Raw genomic sequence first — 17,806 nt, 5'->3', positions numbered from 1 at the left:
GCCACCGGCCGCGGTGGCCGCGGCCCACCCGGAGCGGTCGCCCGGGGCGCGTTCAACGGCCGCCCCGGCATGGTCGGCTGGAAGTCGGCGGGCGACGGCGCGCTCGCCTTTCGCGGCGGCACCGGCGGCTGCCGATGCGGCGGCGACGGCCGCGTCTCATCCAGATTCTCCGCCCCCGGCCCCGCCTGCCCCCGCGGCCCCGCCTTCCGCGGCCCCGCATTCCCACGCGGCGTACTCGGCTTGCTCAGCGGTCCCGGCCGCCCCGTCTGAATCTTCTCGGTCACCGCCTGTTCCCGAGGCACCACCGGCATAGCCGTGGTCTTGTCCTCGGCCCCCTCCGGAACCTGCTGGATGGCAACGGTTTCCGCATCCGGTCCCGTCTCCCCGGTCGCGTCCGCGGCGGGTTCGTCGGAGTCCGCACCGCGAGCGCCGGAAGTCTGCGCAACCGCCCCTTCGACGCCCGGCTCGGTCGGTGTGCCCGCCACCCCACCCGGTGCGCCCGCCACCCCGGCAGTCGCACCCGCGCCCGCGCTGTGCTCAGTCACGTCCGCTCGGCCATCCACGCGCACATCCCCGCGCTGGGTCGTCGCGGGCACGTCCGCCGGTCCCGGAATATCCGTGTCCCGAGTGGCACCCTGCGCTCCCGCCCCCGCCCCGGCGGCCGCGTTGGTCCCGGAGCCCACCCCACCGGTGCCGCGCGCCGAACTGTCCGGTCCCGCCGGGTCCCCCGCATAGAAGCCGCCCCGGGCCTGTGCCGATCCGCCAGGTCCGCTCGCCACACCGTCGGCAGCCGCACTCGCCGAACCGGACTGTGCGCCAACGCCCTTCGTGTTGCCGCCCGCCTCGGCGCCGGATCGTGAACCACCCTGTGCGAACCGCACCGTCGGGCTCTCGCTCCTGGGCCCGCCGTGCCCGGACGCATCCCGCCCGCCCTCGGCGTGCCCGGACCCGTCCGACAGCATCACTCGCTCCGTCGGGGTGTCGGATTCGGAATCACCACGGACGCCAGCGTCTCGCACAGGGCCGTCCGGAGCGGCTCCACGCTGGAGCGCGTCGTTCGATGCGCTGTCGCCCGCTTCCGACGCACCGGGGCCTCGCGATGCCGAACCGGCCTGCCCCGCGCCGCCGCGGATCGATTCACGCTGTGTGGGAGCGTCTTCCGCATCGACGCCCGGCCGAGACGTGCCCTGCGCCGCCACAGCGGGCGAGTCGCCGTACTGCCCGGGGCCGCCCGGAGCGGTTCCACGTTCGCGTGCCTCGTTCGGTGCGCTGTCGCCCCGCACCGTTTCCCGGGGACCCCGCGGTGCGGGACCGCCGGGGCCACCTTGTCCGGGGCCACCTTGTCCGGGGCCACCGGGTACGGGAGCGCCCGGCATCGAACCGCGTTGTGCGGAATCGCTATGTCCGGAGACGTCCCGCGGGGAGCCCGGCTGCGCTGAACCTGGCCGCGCACCCGCGTCACCTGACGAATTCTCCTGCGCACGCTCCGGGGAGTCGCCCGGTGCGGAACCCTGCTCCGATGCGCGCTGCGGCCCGGCCGGTGCCGAGTCGTCCTGGGACGGAACGCTTCCGGCAGGGGCCGGCGGGGACGGGTCGGGGCGTCGTGGATCGGACCGGTCGCCGGGATTGGGCCGGTCGCCGTGTCCCGACTCGCGGTGTGGCTGCGGGTCCGGCGTGGAGACCAGGGGTTGGGCGATTCCGGCGAGCGGTGACACGGCGTCGGGGCCGCCCGGGACCGTATCGCGCATGCCGGGGCGGCTGCCGGACTGCGGTGGGCGGCCGGGGTGGCTGCCGCGCGGATCCTGTTGTCCGCCGCGCGGATTCCACTGCCCGCCGCGAGGGGCCGATTGTCCGCCGGGGGCCTGTGGTTGCCCGCCGCGCGGATTCGGTTTGTCGCCACGCGGGGCGGGTTGCCCGCCGGGTGGCTGCGGTCGCCCGTCGCGCGGGTCCGGTTGTCCACTACGCGGGTCCGGCCGTCCGGTCACCGGAAGCTGCTGCCCGCCACGTGAACTCGGGCCGCCGTCACGCAGGCCGGGCGGTCCGACGCGATCCGGTCGTCCGCCGTGCGGGTCCGGCTGCCCGCCACGCGGGTTCGGGTTGCCGTCGCGCGGGTCCGATCGTCCGACCCGCCGGTCCGGCTGCCCACCGCGCAAGTTCGGGTTGCCGTCGCGTGGGCCGGGTTGTCCGCCGGGGGCGGGTGGCTGGTTCGGGGTCCCCGGGGCGTCGGGGCGGGTCTGGCCGTGGTCCGACGGCATGGCGGGGTACTGCATGGTGGTGTCGGCGGGGGAGCCTGCACCTGTGGTGCCTGACGGTGTGTTGCGCGGTCCACCCGGCAGCGGGCCGCCTGGGCCGTTGCCGGGGGCGCTCGGCTGGGGCGGTCGCATGCCGGGGCCGCCGGACCGGGGTGGGGGACCGGCGGGTCGGGAGGGCTCGTCGTAGTGGATGGTGGCGAAGGACGGGCGGCCGCCGGGCTGGCCGGGCGGCGGGCCGGGGCGACCGGTCGGTGCCGCGCCGAGCGGGCGGCCCGGTGCTGGACCGGAAGCTCGGTCGCCGCCCGGGCTCGCGGTCGAACCGGCAGCGGCGGCGGGGGTTTCGCCGCGCCGCATGGCCTCGGTCCGAAGGTCGGACTGGTCGGAGCCATCCGGCCGGGCGTCGGTCCGGCCATCGACGCCTCGAGCGCCATGACCGGCATCGGGGCGGACGTCCCGGCCGACATCGTCCCGGCCGCCACGATCGGCGCTGTCCTGAGCACGCTGCCCGGCGCTGCCCGGCGCGTGCTGATCGATATCCGCCTGGCCATGCTGACCTGCGTTCAGCGTGGGTTGTTCGCCGTCGCGAGCGCCGGGATCGGTACCGGTTCGGATGCCCTGGCCGATATCGTCCCCGATACCGAGGTCAGCGCTGCCCTCGCCACGCTGTCCGGAACTGCCTTGGACGGCCTGGCCCGCGTCGCCTGGGGTGGCCCGGCTTCCATCGCCCGCGTCGCCCCGGCTGATGTCGCCCTGGTCGGGCCGGTCCGCGCCGCCCAGGTTCCCCACCGCCTCGCCGCGCGCGCCCCCGCTCCGCTCCGCAGATGTGCCCGCGCCGCTACCGGTGTTCTCCGGGCGGGAGTCGGTTCCCTGGCCCTGTGGTTGCTTGTCGGCGTTCGAGTCGGACACGCGCTACCCCTCGCTTTGGCGGAACGGTGATTCGAGGTCAGCCTACTGAGCAATCCGACCGGCGGTGCACAATGATCGGCATGACCTCCTTCGGTGATCTGCTCGGGCCCCAGCCGGTGTTACTCCCGGATAACTCCGATGTGGAGGAGGCGCTGCTCGACGGCCAGGACCCGGTGCGGGTCGCGGCGGCGCATCCGACGGTTTCCCTCGCGTGGGCGCAGCTCGCCGAGGACGCCCTGCAACGCGGCGAATCGGTGACCGATCCCGACGGTGACACGGTCAACGCCGACGTCATCGCCGCCTACGCCTTCGCCCGCACCGGCTACCACCGCGGCCTGGACCTGCTGCGCCGCAACGGCTGGAAGGGTTTCGGTCCGGTGCCGTGGAACCACGAACCGAACCAGGGCTTCCTGCGTGCCGTCGGCGCTCTCGCCCGCGCCGCCCGTGCCATCGGCGAAACCGACGAGTACGCCCGCTGCCTGGACCTCCTCGAAGACTGCGACCCGCGGGCCGCGGCCGAACTCGGCCTGGACTGACGCCGATTTGAGCAGTGCACTGGGCGGCAAGCTCACCACCGCGCGCGAGTCGAGCGCCACGCAACTGCGCAACGCCACCAAGCGGGTGCGCAGTTCGTGGCTGCCGATCGTGCAGTGCGCGGTGGCCGCCGGGCTGGCCTGGTTCATCTCCCACAATGTGATCGGCCATACGCAGCCCTTCTTCGCGCCGATGGCCGCGATCATCTCCACCGGCGTCTCCTTCGGCGCGCGGATGCGCCGCGCGGTGGAACTCATGGTGGGCGTCGCGGTCGGCATCGGCATCGGTGACCTGTTCATCTCCTGGGTGGGCACCGGCGTCTGGCAGATCGCCCTGGTGGTCGCGGTCGCCATGACGGCGGCGGTGTTCCTCGACAGCGGCAGCATCATCACCGCGCAGGCGGCCAGTTCCGCGGTGCTGGTGGCGACCCTGCTGCCCCCGCACACCGGCGGCAGCTCGCTGCGCATGATCGACGCCCTGGTCGGCGGTCTGGTGGGAATCGTTGTGGTGGCGGCGATTCCGCTGCATCCGGTGCGCCGCGCCCGGCAGCAGGCCGCCGACATCCTCGAGGTGATGCACTCCAGTCTGATGGACTGCGGCGCGGGCCTGCTGGAACATGACGCCGCCAAGGTGAAGGAGGCGTTACAGGCGGTACGCGGCACCCAGCCGCAGATCGACAGCCTGCGCGACACCCTGAAGGGCAGCGAGGAGGTGATCCGGCTGTCCCCGCTGTACTGGAACGCCAAACCGCGCCTGGAACAGTTGCGCACCGCCGCCGACCCGCTCGACAATGCCGTTCGCAATACCCGCGTACTGCTGCGCCGCGCCCTGAGTTCGGTGCGTGACGACGAGATCCTGGACCCGCGCCTGGTCACCGAGGTGGAGAAGCTCGGTGAGGCGGTGGAGGTGGTGCGCCGCATGGTGCTCGCAGATCCGGGCGAACAACCCGATCCGGCGGAGGCCACCCGGGTGCTGCGCACCGTGGCCAAGGGCGCGACCAAGGATCTGGTGGCCGACGCGGGTATCTCCGCGCACGTGGTGTTCGCGCAGCTCCGTTCGATCGTGGTCGATCTCATGGAGGTCTGCGGCATGAAGCGGCTGTCGGCCATCGCCCTGCTGCCGCCCACCGTGGCCAATCCCTATGTGACGCCGGTCGATTGACATCACCCGCCGGGGCGCGGCCTACGCACTCGCCCGGGGGCCGTCGCTGTTGATCTTCGAGTAGTCGGCTACTCGCGTGGATATCGTCGCCCGTTCCTAGGGTTTCGTCGTGGGCCGTACCTCGAGGGGTGGTGCGGCCCGCCCTACATCCAGAAGCGGGTGAGCGAGAAGCCGTTGCCCGCCCAGCCCGCCGGAATGCCGGAGAGTTCGAACAGCGTCCGCACCGTGCCGAAGAACACCGCGCCGATCTCCGGCACGAACAGCATGGCCACCAGCAGCAGGATGCCGTACGGCTTGATCTGGTCGAGCGAGCGGCGCGTCTTGTAGCTGAGTGAGGGCTCCAGAATCCCGTAGCCGTCGGTGCCCGGCACCGGCAGCAGATTGAGCACCGTCGCGAAGATCTGCAGGAAGGCCAGGAAACTCAGCCCGTACCAGAACACCTCGTGCGAATCGGAGCTGCCGAACAGGCGGATGACCAGCAGCAGCACCACCGCGCACACCAGGTTCACCGCGGGGCCGGCACCACTGAGAATCCGCTGCGTGCGCGGGCTGAAGTTGTGCGAGTGCACGTACACCGCACCGCCGGGCAGTGCGAATCCGCCGATGGCGATGAAGATCAGCGGCAACACGATGGACAGCAGCGGGTGGCTGTACTTCAACGGGTTCAGGGTGAGGTAGCCGCGCAGTTCGACCTCGCGGTCGCCCGCCCGCCACGCGGTGTACGCGTGGCCGAACTCGTGCAGGCACACCGATACGATCCAGCCCGCCACCACCAGGATGAACACGCCGAGCCGAGCCCGCATCGACGATGCGTCCCCGTTCCAGGCCAGCACCCCGCCCAGCACGGTCACACCCACGAACAGCAGGAATACCGGGCTCGGCCGCACCGACCCGGACCTGCGCCCCACCGACTGCGGATAGTTCATCGCACTCCTAGCGCACCAGCAGCCACGGCTCGTGGTGCCGGTAGAAGGTGGATCGCCGCACGGTGTTGTCGCTGCTCACGCCGTCCCGGACAACCAGCGCGCCACGGGTGCCCAACTGCATGGCGCGACCGGCCACCCATTTGCGCTTGCGCAGCCCCCGCTGCACGGTGGCGTGCAGTCCCGGCATCTCCAGCATGGGCGAAACGTGCAGCGCCGCAGCCTTGCCGGTGAACAGGCGGGTGTCGTCCACGTACGCTTCGCCCTCCAGCTTCTCACCGCTCGGGCCCACGATGCTGGCGCGGCCGATGAGCACCTTGCCGGTGTCGTCGCGGATGAGCGGGGTTTCGCGCGCGGAGCCCTCCAGGGCCTTCTTGGCGGCGGCGTTGCCGGTGCCGGTCTGGTAGGCGCGTGAGCCGTAGGTGCGGTCCACGGGCACGTAGCCGATCTCCACATGGAGTCGTTCGGTGCGCATGAGGTGGGTGAGCACGGCGGCCAGTCCGGCGTCCTCGCCGAGCACGATCAGGCGGGGCAGGCTGTCGGCGGCCAGCACCGGCAGCATCTCGTCCAGGGCGGCGGGATCGGGAATGGCGGCGGTCTGCACCATCGGCAGCGATGCCAATGCGATCGGTACCGGTGCACCGTTGCAGCGGAGAACATGGGTACTCAACTGCCGTACACCCTCCTCGGACCTGACAATTCGCCTCGCCTCGCCGCGTCTCGGACCGAGCGCCTGCCGGTCCGCACCGATGCCACCATAGTCCTGTTCAGTTGCCTCCGCTTCGCTCCTCGTCACGGCGGGCGGGGCGGGAACCTGGGGGTATGCCCGTATCCACTAGACTGTGCGTCCGGCCACCGCCTTGTGACGGCGGGTAGCTGCAGTGTCACCGACGCTGCGTGTCGATCCCGTAGGAGACTCCTGATGCCGGCAATCGTGCTGATCGGCGCCCAGTGGGGCGACGAGGGCAAAGGCAAAGCAACCGATCTGCTCGGCGGCAGGGTGCAGTGGGTTGTCCGCTACCAGGGCGGCAACAATGCCGGTCACACCGTGGTACTTCCCAACGGTGACAATTTCGCGCTGCATCTGATCCCGTCCGGCATTCTCACCCCCGGTGTGACCAACGTCATCGGCAACGGCGTGGTCGTCGACCCGGGTGTACTGCTGGCGGAGCTGGCCGGTCTGGAAGAGCGCGGCGTGGACACCTCCCGCCTGCTGCTCTCGGCCGACGCGCACCTGATCATGCCCTACCACGTGGCCATCGATAAGGTCACCGAACGTTTCCTCGGCAACAAGAAGATCGGCACCACCGGCCGCGGCATCGGCCCCTGCTACCAGGACAAGGTGGCGCGGGTGGGCGTGCGCGTCGCCGACGTGCTGGACGAGAAGATCCTCACCCAGAAGGTCGAGGCCGCACTGGAATTCAAGAACCAGGTGCTGGTGAAGATCTACAACCGCCGCGCGCTGGACCCGCAGCAGGTGGTGGACGAGGTGCTGGAGCAGGCCGACGGCTTCAAGCACCGCATCGCCGATACCCGGCTGCTGCTCAACCAGGCGCTGGAGAACGACGAGACCGTGCTGTTGGAGGGTTCGCAGGGCACGCTGCTGGACGTCGACCACGGCACCTACCCGTACGTCACCTCCTCCAACCCGACCTCCGGCGGCGCGGCGGTGGGTTCCGGCATCGGCCCGAACAAGATCGGCGCGGTGCTGGGCATCCTCAAGGCGTACACCACCCGCGTCGGCTCCGGCCCGTTCCCGACCGAGCTGTTCGACGAATCGGGCGCGTATCTGGCCAAGACCGGCGGCGAGGTCGGCGTGACCACCGGCCGCGCCCGCCGCACCGGCTGGTTCGACGCGGTGATCGGCCGCTACGCCACCCGCGTCAACGGCATCACCGACTACTTCCTCACCAAGCTCGACGTGCTCTCCAGCCTGGACACCATCCCGATCTGCGTGGCCTACGAGATCGACGGCGAGCGGGTCGAACAGATGCCCACCACCCAGACCGAATTCCACCACGCCAAGCCCATCTACGAGGAGATGCCCGGCTGGTGGGAGGACATCTCGGGGGCCCGCACCTTCGAGGAGCTACCCGCCAACGCCCAGGCGTACGTGCTGCGCCTGGAGGAACTCTCGGGAGCGCGCGTGTCCTGCATCGGCGTCGGCCCGGGCCGCGACCAGACCATCGTCCGCCACGACGTGCTGGGCTGACCGAGCCGCGTCGCACGTCCGCACAGCGCCCGCCCGCCGCATCCGCGGTGGGCGGGCGCTGTTGCGATCCGGGTTACGCCGCCGTTCAGTAGAGCGGGGTCAGCGGTGCCAGCGGGTCGGCGGCGTGCGGCGTCAACGCCGAGTAGGCCGCGGCAATGGATTTCACGGCCAGCCGCAGATCCGTTTCCTCCTGGGTGTAGGGGAGGCGGAGGAAACGTTCGAACGCGCCCTGGACGCCGAAACGCGGTCCGGCGGCGAGTAGTACGCCGTGGTTGGGGGCGGTCGCGGCGAGGGCGGTGGAGACCGGGGTGGGCAGTTGCACCCACAGCGACATGCCGCCCGCACCCTCGGTGGTGGGCCGCCAGTCGGGGAGCTCCTCGGCGAGCGCTTCCAACAGTGTCGCGCGGCGTGAGCGCAACTGCTCACGGCGTTGCGCGAGAATGGCATCCGCGTTCTGGAGCAGATGCACGGTGGCCAGCTGATCCATCACCGGGGTGCCCAGATCGACCGTGGAGCGGGTGCCAAGCAGCTTGGTGATGAGTGACTGGTTGGCGCGCACCCAGCCGACACGCAGGCCGCCCCAGAAGGACTTGGACGCCGAGCCGATGGTGACGATCTCCGCGCCGCGGGCGAAGGCGGCCGCGGGCGGCAGCGGCTCGCCGCCGGTGAGGTCCAGGTCCACCATGGATTCGTCGACGATCACCGTCATCCGGGTGTCGCGGGCAATGGCTGCCAGTTCAGTGCGGCCCGCCTCGTCCAGCCGCAGTCCGGTCGGATTGTTGAAGTCCGGCACCAGGTACGCCACGCTGGCGGCGGTCTGCCGTGCCGCACTGCGGATTCCGTCCAGGTCCCAGCCGTCGGGCAGCAGCGGCACCGGCACCGGACGCGCCCCCACATCGCGGATGGCCTCGATGGCGTTCGGATAGGTGGGGTGTTCGATGAGCACCCGTTCCGCCGGGGTGGTCAGCACGTTCAGCAGCAGCCGCAGCCCGTGCTGCGCGCCGAGGGTGACCAGGATCTGCTCGGGGTCGGTGGGCAGCCCGCGTTCGGTGTAGCGGCGGGCCAGGGCCTCGCGCAGCATGAGCATGCCGACCGGGTCCATGCCGTGGGTGCCCAGGTAGGTGGGCAGTCCTTGCAGGGCAAAGGAATACGCATCCTTCATCTCCTGTGGCGCGGACATGGCGGCATAGGTCATATCGATGGTCGGCAGCTCCGGCTGCGCCATCATGGCCAGCAGGCTGCGCGCCGGTTTGGTGCCGTCGTGCACCACGGTCGGCGGCAGCGCCACGGTGCTGCGCGACCCCTGGCGGCTGATGAGGTAGCCGTGCTCGCGCAGCAGGGCGTAGGCGGAGGTGACGGTGGTGCGGCTGACGCCGAGGGTGGTCGCCAGATCGCGCTCACTGGGCAGCGCGATGCCGAGTGGGGCGCGGCCGTCGTGGATGAGCAGCCGTATCCCTTCGGCCAGCGCCAGATACGCGGGCCGGGGGGAGCGGCGGGCGGTATCGGACTCGCCGCCGGGCCGGGACTCGGCCGGGCCGTCGCCCTCCGCGCCCCGGGCTCCGGGCTCGTCCTGCCGCCACCGTCCCAGGTCTCGCGCCAGGCTGGCCGCGCCGATCACTCGTGTCGCCATACAGGCCAGTATCCGGGTAGTGGATATTTGATTCAAGTGCAACTGGCTTCATTCTTGGGCCATGACCTCGTTGCTGTTCTCCATCGCGGTGGTCGGCTGCTTCGGCTGGCTCGTCTACCACTTCGCCCCCGCCCCCGGTGAGCGCTGGGATCGCCTGCTCACGCGGTATCGGCCGCATGCCCCGATGGCGGACTGGTCGGCCGGTGACTATGACGATCAGCGGCAGTTCGTCGATCTGAACGCCGCGCGGACGCGCCATGAGTCGGCAGTCCAGTCTTAAAAACTGGCATGCTCGAATCTCTGATGGTCGAGACGGATATGTCGGTCACCCTGTGCACACTGGCACTATGCCCTACCCGGAACGTCCGCTCGCCGCGGCGCTCTTCGATACCGCGATAGGCCCCTGCGCCATCGCCTGGAGCGCCGTCGGCGTGCTGCGCTTCCAGCTACCCGAGGACGGTGCGGAGGCCACGCTGGCCCGCATCACCCGGCCCTATCGCGGCGAGCCGGTCGCGCCCGCCGAACCCACCTTCGACATCGGCAAGGCCATCGCCCGCATCCAGGCCCACCTCGCCGGTGACCTCGACGACCTGCGCTGGATTCCGTTGGACACCACCACGATTCCGGAGTTCCACCGCGCCGTCTACACCGTAACCCGCGCCATCGCCCCCGGCCACACCCTCAGCTACGGCGAGGTCGCCACCCGCGTCGGCATGCCCCATGCCTCCCAGGCGGTCGGACAGGCCATGGGCCGCAACCCGATTCCGCTCATCATCCCCTGCCACCGGGTGCTCGCCGCCGACCACGCGCTGCACGGATTCTCCGCCCACGGCGGACTCACCACCAAACAGCGTCTGCTGGAGATCGAGCGCACTCCGGGCTTCGGAGAGCCGACCCTGTTCTGACCGCGCGGTGTCAGATCCCCCGGTCAATCATGGAGCCGAAGCGGGCGGCCTGAGCCCTGGAGAACGACGGGGACCCCCAGCGTTTGCCTGGGGGTCCCCGTCGTTTCTGTGGCAAATCTACTAGGCATTACGGCGATTGAACTCGCCTTGCTCCGCTCCCGCTATGAAGGCGTCCCATTCGCCGGCGGTGAAGCGCAGCATCGGTCCGCTGGGGTCCTTCGAGTCACGAACCGCCATACCGCCGTTCGGCAGTTCCGCGACCTCGACACATTCGGCCTGCGAGCCACTCTTGGTGCTCTTTCGCCACTTCAACGGCTGGTCAATGTTCACGCTGCTCGCTCATGCTCTCTGATGATGTGCCGGAGGAAGTTCCGGCTGTCTTGGATGGTCAACGCCGAGGACCGAAGGTCCTCGAACGCCTTCTGGAACCGGGCCACGACAGGACGCTTCTCAAGATACAACTCGCCGGTGAAGCCTTCGAGATACACAACCGTCGGTTGCGTCGGCCGTCCCCTCTCGTCGTCCCTGAAGTCCAGTATGACGAAGGACCCCAGAGGCTCCCCTGCGGGGCACCCTGCGGAGAAGGGCAGCACGCGCAGGCTGATGTTGGGTTTGGTGGACATCTGGTCCAGGTGGCGGAGCTGGTCGATCATCACCTTTCTGCTGCCCATTACGCGCCGAAGGGTGGCTTCACCAATAATCGCGTCCACGCGTGTGCCACCCGCGCGCATGATCGACTTCTGGCGACGAAGGCGGAGCTGTACTCGTCGGGCTGTTTCCTCGTGGTCGCCCACCGCACGGTCGGAGCTGATGATCGCGCGGGCGTAGTCGCCGGTCTGAAGAAGTCCCGGCACCAGATCCGACTGGTGAATCCGGAGCCCTTCAGCGTTGCCCTCCAGCCCTATGTACATGTCGAATCCGCGTCGGATCACGTCGCCGTACTCGTGCCACCACGACTTTTCGTTGGCTTGATGGGCGAGGCCGATCAGCGCCTCCGTCTTCTCGGTGTCCGCGTCGTAGATGCGGCACAGTTCCCGGATGTCCGCGTCTCGGGGGCCGTCGATCTTCGCTGTTTCGAGTCGCTGGAGCATCGACGGCGTCCACTGCATGAGCTTCGCGGCTTCGGCGATCGTGAGGCCGTTCTCGTTTCTGAGTTCTCGTAGGTAGGTACCGAGCTGTCGGCGGGGCAGCGCGGGGTCGGATGCGGTTGCGGTGGACACATAACCCCCTATGAGTCGGGTGCTGATTCATGGTGAATCAGCTTCTGGTTCACGGCAAGCACGGTGCTGGAAAGACGAGATTCTTCCGGTGAATATTCACCATGCGTATTGTGCCACCGCTGGCGCGGGTGTGTGCTTGATATGCGTCCGGACGGCGGAAGTGCCGCAAGGGCTCGTACTTCGAGCGGGTCCCGCGTCCGCAGCGGACCTCTCATGAAGGTCGATCCGGGCGGTACCTAATGCTTTGCCCCGCCTTGTGATTCGAGAGGCCGTGACATGAAGACCGCGAGACTGTACTTGTGCCAGGCTGACCCAGGGGGCCTGTCGGTTCTGGAAGCTGAGCACGCCGTCATGCTCCACCCCAAGCGCCGGGACACCGCGTGCAAGATGGTCCCCCGCATCGATACCGCTCTCACGCTTCGCGCGCAGGCGGCCTTGACGGGCGGTGAGCTGGCATGACCGAACCAGGCATTCTGCCGCATGAAACGACGCGGGCCGTCGTGCGGGAGGTAGAGCGGACGCGCAGCATGCTCGTTGCGGCATCGGCCCGCCACTATCGATCGACGGCCAAGGACTCGGGGGTCGATGAGCAGCAGGCGTTCGAGGAGCATCGCGCCGCCATCAGCAGCTTCGCCGCCGCTGCCGGTAAGCGGGCGATCCTGTGGGACCGGCTGGTTCGCGACGCCGGGTTGACCCCGGAGGCGGCGGCGATGGTGCTCGACCTGTCCCCGGATGAGGTCGAAGCGTTCACGCTGAAGACGCCAGGGGTGGGGCAGTCATGATCACCGGTGCCGAGCAGCGACGGCTGATCTGGCTCGACGGCACGGACCACCGCCAGAGCTACGCGGTGGCGCTCGGCCCCGACCGCGTGACGTTCCGCGTCGAGCGCGGCGGCCCGGTATGGATCAATTCCATTGCCGCAGAACATCTGCCGGTGCGTCCGTTTCAGCCCCGCCCGTACCTCGAGATGGTGGAGCGCAGCCACCCGGAAGACCAGCGCTACTGGGATGCGGTGCGGTGGGCGGCGATGGGCCTGCTGGTGGCGTGGGCACATTCACGGGGCGTGTCGGAGATGCGGTTCATGCAGCGTCGCCTCGTCCACACCACGCACGGTGATCTGACCACAGTGTGGTTCCGGGAGCCGTTCGCGCCGACCGGGGGAGCGCCGCGCATCATCCGGGTCATCGGGCGTTCGGGAGTCGAGTTGGTCGCGTTCGGCGACTGCCCGACTCCGGAACAGGCCCGCAACGAGCAGCCGCGCTACATCGGCTTGTGGGATGCCGTGGATGTCGCGGCGCGGCCATGGCGGGCGTGATGCACGGCGCGGCTCCGATGAGCCTTGACCTGCACGTCCAGCGTTTCCTCGTCACGGCGGATGGCCGCCTCAAACCTGGCACGGGATCGATTTCTCGCCCGGCGACTATTCTTTGTTGGCCAGAAAAAGAATTTTGTACGCCGCAGCAGCTCTTGAGCGCAACTGCTCATCGTCTAACCCCCCCGCCTCGGCTCGCAAGCCTGGATCCGACACGTATTCATCCACATCGGCGAACAGGCCATCGAGGATATCGAACTCTTTCAATGGAATCTTTGCAGCTTCGTTCTTGAATAACATAAGATACCTCGACTCAAAAGTCGGCGCGTCGATCACTCCCGAGACAAACTCACCAATGAGTCGTTCATAATTCGCAAGCGCACGGTCGACAGAGTTTCTACCAAACATCTCTAATTTCCTCCCAGCCTTCCTCTTTCGAGGATGTTCGCCGTCTGACCAGGGCTGACCCTCCAGCCGGTGATAAAGTCGCCACTCAGCGACTGGACGACAACCAAACCGGTTTCAGGATTGTAGTTCAAGATTGCGCGATCTCCATGATAGAAGCCATCTATATGAAGCGTATTTGGGTCGTCGAGGTGTGATTGCAACGCTTCTCGGAAGTTCTTTGCGGCTGTCTTGTTGTTCCAATTTTCTTCAACTCCAAAATCTTTTGCATGCTTGAACTTCTTTTGTAGTTGCTGATCAGTGGCCCGAAGCGGTACAGGGTCGATCGTTTTAACTCCGGGGCCGAGTCTTGGGCCAGATCGTCTACCAAATATTCCCTTGATTCCGTCCCAAATCTTCTTACCGCCTTCGATGATGGCACCGCCAATATTCTTGGCGCCATCCAGGAGAACCTTTCCAAGCGCTGCGACGGCGCCGCCAAGAGCTTTCGCAAAGTCGACCAGACCCTTGGCGAGATCAACGATGGCGCGGCCGAGCGCCTTGATGGCGTTGAGCAGTAGTTCGCCGAGTTTGGGCAGGATTTTGAGGAGAGGTTCGCTGAGGAGTCGTCCCAGACCGACGACAAGTTTGAATGCGATGACCGCGAGGTCTTTGATCAGGAATACGTCGAGGACTGCCATGACGAGCCAGAAGATGCCCCAGCCCCAGCGGCCTTGCGAGAAGTATGCGATGGCGTAGCGCAGCGATCCGTATACCGGAACGAGGCCTTCCCAGAAGCCGGGTTCCTCTTGCCACCAGGGGGTTTCGTTGTCGCTGTCCGGTTCGGCGGGTGGGGCGGTTGGGTCGGTGCTGTCTGCACCTTCGCCGTGTCCTTCGCCCGGGGATGGTTGGTGGTTGCCTCCTTGGTCATCGCTTGGCTGCCCCCCGGAGCCCTGTTCTCCATCATTGCCTTGGTTGCCGCTCGGGTTGTCGCCGCTGTGGTCCTGGGCAGGGTTGTGCTGGTTGTCGTTGGAGTCGCCGGGGCCATCACCGGGTACCGGTAGGGCATCGTCGGGTTGGGAGGTGTCGGGTCTGGGGTAGCCGAAGCCGCCGGGCCACCGCGAATCGGGGATCGCGCGGCTGCCATCGCTCCACTGAGGGTGGTCGTTGTTCCATTCCAGGGTCACCCCCGGTGGGGGCGGACCCGATATGTCCGGGTGTGCCGGTTCCAGTCCGCCTCCGTTGCCGCCGGGCCAGTGGCCGCCTCCACCCGGCGGATTGGCTCCTTCGCTGGTCGGGGGTGGTGTCGATGGTGAGGGGGTTGGTGTTTGAGGGGGTGTGGGCGAGGGGGACTGCGGGGAGGGCGATGGTTGCGGGGCCGGGTTCGGTGACGGGTCGGGTTGGGGATGTTGGGGAGCGGAGGACTCACCTCGATCCGAGCAATCGCCACCCTGTCGGCATCGAGCGACGACCAGGCCACTCAGATCACCGCCTACGGCCAACCCGTCTGGCTCTGACCTTCCATCTGGACAGCGTCAGATGGCGCTCCGATGAATTTCCGTTCCCGGGTCCGTCTGGAACCTCGACGGCAATACCGCCGACCGACCTACCGAAGAAAGATCTGATGAAGACTGACAAGCTGCTCACCGCTGGCGCTCTCGCCACCCCGGTGTTCTTCGCCATCGCCCTGGCCCAGGCATTCACCCGTGATGGCTTCGATCTGAGTCGGCACATGATCAGCCAGCTCGCCCTCGGTGACCTCGGCTGGTTGCAGATCGCCAACTTCGTCGGCACCGGCGTGCTCTTCGTGCTTGGGGCGCTCGGCCTGCGCCGGACCCTCACCGACGGCATCGGCCGGGTCTGGATTCCCCGTCTTGTCGCCGTCTTCGGTGCGGGCCTGATCGCCGCCGGTGTCTTCGTCTGCGACCCGGCCAAGGGCTACCCCATGGGCGAGCCCGACACGCTCACCTGGCACGGCATGGCGCACGGGGCCGCAGCGACCATCTCCGGTCTCGCCCTGGTGGCCGTGAATGTCATCCTCACCCGGCGCTACCTCCGCGCTGACCGAAAGGCCATGGCCGCCATCACGATTGCCATCACCCTGGCCTTCATGGTCCTCCCCGCCGCCCTGCCCGGCCAGGTCAGCATGGTCTTCGCCGCCGTCTCCTTCCTGGCCTGGGGCCGGATCTCCCTGCTGGCCGCCAGCCTCCTGCCCACCCGCCGCGCGGCGGGTGCCATCCGGGAGCCGCAGTTCGCGTGAGGTGAGCGAACGGAAAGGCGTCCGCACCGAAGTCAATGGTGCGGACGCCTTTTCGTGGAGCTGGCGGATCAGCTGATCGCCATCGGGATTACCAACCAGCCTTGACGATCGGGCCGTAATAGACGACCGGTAGGCCGGTGCCGGCGCATTCGACCCAGACATCGGCACCCGGCGCGAATCGCAGGTAGATCGGCTCGGGGCCGAGAGAGAACTGCATGATGCCCGGGGCCTGGTAGAAGAACGGCGGTTGCAGGCTCCAGCCGGTGCACTGCCACCACTCGCCCGGGGCGGTGTCCATCCGGATGACGCCACCCGGTTCCGGTGTGGGGACGGGAGGGGTGGCGGCGGACGTCTGCATGTTCAGGAGGCCAGCCGCGGCAATCATTGCCGCGACCGCGACCGAGCGAAGTGTTGCTCTCATTCGTGTTCCTTTGTGGCCCTTGTCGTTGGTGCGAGGGGACGATGGGCGGGGCCGAATCAGACGACCGCGCCGTAGGCGCTGCCGATGCCGAAACCGAGCGCACCACCGGCGACGCCGCCGACGACCGCGGCCGGAAGGCCGAGGGCCGCCGCGCCGACGGCGGCACCGGCCGCCGCGCCGACACCGGCACCGATCAGCGCGCCCGCACCGGCACCCGCTGGTGAGGCCGCGCCCCCGCTGGGAATGCCCGCCGCGATCCCGCCGATGACGGCTCCGGTGGCCGCGCCCACGCCGGTGCCGATGACCGCGCCGGGTACCGCGCCGATTACGGCAGCCGGGATTCCCGCGGCTGCGGCACCCGCCGCCGCGCCCACGACCGTGCCCGCGATGGTTCCGGCGGCGATCTTGTCGGAGCGGCTGGCGTGGATGCCCACCGAGTTCAGGCCGGTGGCGATGCCCGCCTCGACGGCGGCCGCGCCGCCGTTGACCGGGTTCAGCACCGCATCGGGGACGTCGTCGGGGACCGGCGTGGTGAACGCGCCGACGCGCAGGGTGCGCGGGGGCGGGGCGATGGGGGCCACCGGTTCCACGGGCACCGGGGCGTGCAGGGTGCCCAGGTCGATCGCGGGGGCCGCCTCGGGTGCCGGGATGGGGCGGTAGTTCGGGGGCACGAGGTAGTTCGGCGCGGGTGCGGGCGTCGGCGGGGTGGTGACACCCGGCTGGATCGGCCCCGGGGTGTGGCCGACCGGGCGGTCGGTCGCGGGAGCGGTGACGCCGGGCTGGACCGGGCTGGTGGCGGCGCGCGGAGCGGTGCCACCAGCGAGGCCGGGCTGGGGTGCGGCGTCGCCGGAGGAGCGGCCGGAGTCGGCGCTCGGCGGGTTCGCGGTGGGGGTCCGCGCCGTCTGCGGTCCCCCGGGGGTTCCGTCCTGGGGGTTCGCTGGCGTGGCGTCCTGCGCACCGGCGGCGGCCGGTGTGTTCGGGGACGCGGCGTTCTGGTCGGTGGTGGCGCAGCCGACGGCCAGGGCCAGCGGGATCGCGCCCGCCACGAGTGCGCGGCGGCGCGCGCCGGTCTTCAGTTGTCCATGCCGACGAGCCACGTCGAACACACCACCTTCATCAGGGTCTTGATTCTGTTGCGATCAGGAAGCGGTGGCGGCTGCGTGCGTGGCGAGCGTTCTCGTTTCCTGTTGATCGTGCATTCGGAGCGGAGAACTCCGTGGACACGGGCAATGTGGTTCCCGCACCCCTTTCGGGAGCGGACATCGGGCGGGAACCTGGCTGGTCACCTGCGCTGGGATGTTAGCTGAAAGAAAGCTATGAATAGCAACTCGTTGTGAGATGCCGCACAGCGTCGCAACTGCTCGGGTAGTGCACCGGAAAACTGCTGCTTGAAGACTGAATTATCCCGAGGGGCCGGTCAGCTCTCAGGTTTGCCGGGAGATGACCCGAGCATCAATTCCGCCAGGGCCTCGCGATCGGTGACATCGAGTTTGATGCAGGCGCGGTACAGATGCCCCTCCACCGTCCGCACCGACACCGTCAAGCGGTCCGCGATCTGCCGGTTCGACAATCCCGCCGCCACCAGATTGGCGATCTCCCGCTCCCGCGCGGTCAGCGGCAGCGGTTGCGCCGACTGCCGCAGCGCGGGCGTGCTGGCCCCGCCGCAGGCCGCCGCGAGCCGGTTCG

The 17,806-nt window shown here is 68.9% G+C and carries 19 protein-coding genes and 1 pseudogene; 9 read left to right on the top strand and 11 right to left on the bottom strand.

Features of this window, described 5'->3' with window-relative positions; genetic code table 11:
- Positions 1–545, bottom strand: a pseudogene (locus QJS31_RS37175) (hypothetical protein); the annotation flags it as partial.
- Positions 546–2,438: 1,893 nt separating this feature from the next.
- On the opposite strand from QJS31_RS37175, the gene QJS31_RS37170 reads away from it, so the two are divergent.
- From QJS31_RS37170 to QJS31_RS37160, 3 genes are all read left to right on the top strand, one after another.
- Positions 2,439–3,188, top strand: coding sequence for a hypothetical protein (locus QJS31_RS37170; RefSeq protein WP_306359020.1), 750 nt, complete (start codon positions 2,439–2,441; stop codon positions 3,186–3,188).
- A gap of 50 nt (positions 3,189–3,238) precedes the next feature.
- Positions 3,239–3,694 carry a DUF3151 domain-containing protein gene (locus tag QJS31_RS37165; protein ID WP_282785141.1) on the top strand — a complete coding sequence of 152 codons (456 nt, stop codon included), beginning with the start codon at positions 3,239–3,241 and terminating at the stop codon, positions 3,692–3,694.
- Positions 3,695–3,758: 64 nt separating this feature from the next.
- Positions 3,759–4,853 (top strand): aromatic acid exporter family protein, encoded by a 1,095-nt coding sequence (locus tag QJS31_RS37160; protein ID WP_039817972.1) that lies wholly within the window; start codon positions 3,759–3,761, stop codon positions 4,851–4,853.
- A gap of 143 nt (positions 4,854–4,996) precedes the next feature.
- Here QJS31_RS37160 and QJS31_RS37155 read toward each other — a convergent pair whose 3' ends face one another.
- Both QJS31_RS37155 and QJS31_RS37150 read right to left on the bottom strand, forming a co-directional pair.
- The gene (locus QJS31_RS37155) at positions 4,997–5,779 is read right to left on the bottom strand and encodes a site-2 protease family protein (RefSeq protein ID WP_282785142.1); all 783 of its coding nucleotides are present in this window, start codon (positions 5,777–5,779) and stop codon (positions 4,997–4,999) included.
- 7 nt (positions 5,780–5,786) lie between these two features.
- Positions 5,787–6,383, bottom strand: coding sequence for a hypothetical protein (locus QJS31_RS37150; RefSeq protein ID WP_282785143.1), 597 nt, complete (start codon positions 6,381–6,383; stop codon positions 5,787–5,789).
- A 315-nt stretch (positions 6,384–6,698) separates the two neighbouring features.
- Here QJS31_RS37150 and QJS31_RS37145 point away from each other — a divergent pair, with 315 nt between their 5' ends.
- Positions 6,699–7,988, top strand: coding sequence for an adenylosuccinate synthase (locus QJS31_RS37145; RefSeq protein WP_282785144.1), 1,290 nt, complete (start codon positions 6,699–6,701; stop codon positions 7,986–7,988).
- Between the two features lie 85 nt (positions 7,989–8,073).
- Here the strand turns inward: QJS31_RS37145 and QJS31_RS37140 are convergent, their stop codons facing one another.
- Positions 8,074–9,618, bottom strand: coding sequence for a PLP-dependent aminotransferase family protein (locus QJS31_RS37140; protein ID WP_306359019.1), 1,545 nt, complete (start codon positions 9,616–9,618; stop codon positions 8,074–8,076).
- A gap of 61 nt (positions 9,619–9,679) precedes the next feature.
- Between QJS31_RS37140 and QJS31_RS37135 the strand changes: the two genes are divergently transcribed.
- Positions 9,680–9,898: a hypothetical protein gene (locus QJS31_RS37135; RefSeq protein WP_306359018.1), complete on the top strand. Its 219-nt coding sequence runs from the start codon at positions 9,680–9,682 to the stop codon at positions 9,896–9,898.
- A gap of 67 nt (positions 9,899–9,965) precedes the next feature.
- Positions 9,966–10,523: a methylated-DNA--[protein]-cysteine S-methyltransferase gene (locus tag QJS31_RS37130; RefSeq protein ID WP_282785146.1), complete on the top strand. Its 558-nt coding sequence runs from the start codon at positions 9,966–9,968 to the stop codon at positions 10,521–10,523.
- A 120-nt stretch (positions 10,524–10,643) separates the two neighbouring features.
- Here QJS31_RS37130 and QJS31_RS37125 read toward each other — a convergent pair whose 3' ends face one another.
- Together QJS31_RS37125 and QJS31_RS37120 are read right to left on the bottom strand one after the other, a co-directional pair.
- A complete protein-coding gene (locus QJS31_RS37125; RefSeq protein WP_306359017.1) occupies positions 10,644–10,853 on the bottom strand; it encodes a DUF397 domain-containing protein in 210 nt (69 codons plus the stop codon).
- Entirely contained in the window at positions 10,850–11,743 is an 894-nt protein-coding gene (locus tag QJS31_RS37120; protein ID WP_282785776.1) for a helix-turn-helix transcriptional regulator, read from the bottom strand. The genes QJS31_RS37125 and QJS31_RS37120 overlap by 4 nt, the downstream gene beginning before the upstream one ends.
- A gap of 455 nt (positions 11,744–12,198) precedes the next feature.
- On the opposite strand from QJS31_RS37120, the gene QJS31_RS37115 reads away from it, so the two are divergent.
- Together QJS31_RS37115 and QJS31_RS37110 are read left to right on the top strand one after the other, a co-directional pair.
- Positions 12,199–12,525, top strand: coding sequence for a hypothetical protein (locus QJS31_RS37115; protein WP_306359016.1), 327 nt, complete (start codon positions 12,199–12,201; stop codon positions 12,523–12,525).
- Positions 12,522–13,058, top strand: coding sequence for a hypothetical protein (locus tag QJS31_RS37110; RefSeq protein WP_306359015.1), 537 nt, complete (start codon positions 12,522–12,524; stop codon positions 13,056–13,058). The genes QJS31_RS37115 and QJS31_RS37110 overlap by 4 nt, the downstream gene beginning before the upstream one ends.
- A 105-nt stretch (positions 13,059–13,163) precedes the next feature.
- On the opposite strand, the gene QJS31_RS37105 is transcribed toward QJS31_RS37110, so the two are convergent.
- Together QJS31_RS37105 and QJS31_RS37100 are read right to left on the bottom strand one after the other, a co-directional pair.
- Positions 13,164–13,463, bottom strand: a complete 300-nt coding sequence (locus QJS31_RS37105) for a colicin immunity domain-containing protein (RefSeq protein WP_282785773.1) — start codon at positions 13,461–13,463, stop codon at positions 13,164–13,166.
- A gap of 2 nt (positions 13,464–13,465) precedes the next feature.
- The gene (locus QJS31_RS37100) at positions 13,466–14,626 is read right to left on the bottom strand and encodes a colicin D domain-containing protein (RefSeq protein ID WP_282785772.1); all 1,161 of its coding nucleotides are present in this window, start codon (positions 14,624–14,626) and stop codon (positions 13,466–13,468) included.
- Between the two features lie 437 nt (positions 14,627–15,063).
- Between QJS31_RS37100 and QJS31_RS37095 the strand changes: the two genes are divergently transcribed.
- A complete protein-coding gene (locus QJS31_RS37095) occupies positions 15,064–15,699 on the top strand; it encodes a DUF998 domain-containing protein (RefSeq protein ID WP_306359014.1) in 636 nt (211 codons plus the stop codon).
- 88 nt (positions 15,700–15,787) lie between these two features.
- On the opposite strand, the gene QJS31_RS37090 is transcribed toward QJS31_RS37095, so the two are convergent.
- From QJS31_RS37090 to QJS31_RS37080, 3 genes are all read right to left on the bottom strand, one after another.
- Positions 15,788–16,120: a hypothetical protein gene (locus QJS31_RS37090; RefSeq protein ID WP_306359013.1), complete on the bottom strand. Its 333-nt coding sequence runs from the start codon at positions 16,118–16,120 to the stop codon at positions 15,788–15,790.
- A gap of 56 nt (positions 16,121–16,176) precedes the next feature.
- On the bottom strand, positions 16,177–17,217 hold the full coding sequence (locus QJS31_RS37085) for a hypothetical protein (protein ID WP_306359012.1): 1,041 nt from the start codon (positions 17,215–17,217) through the stop codon (positions 16,177–16,179).
- A 320-nt stretch (positions 17,218–17,537) separates the two neighbouring features.
- Positions 17,538–17,806, bottom strand: a 269-nt coding sequence (locus tag QJS31_RS37080) for a response regulator transcription factor (RefSeq protein WP_306359011.1), incomplete at its 5' end; no start/stop codon positions are given.

It is taken from the genome of Nocardia sp. CC213A (genome assembly GCF_030766805.1).
Lineage (GTDB): Bacteria > Actinomycetota > Actinomycetes > Mycobacteriales > Mycobacteriaceae > Nocardia > Nocardia otitidiscaviarum.
The sequence above is the reverse complement of the archived record's forward strand: the minus strand, read 5'-3'. Positions and strand labels throughout refer to the sequence as shown.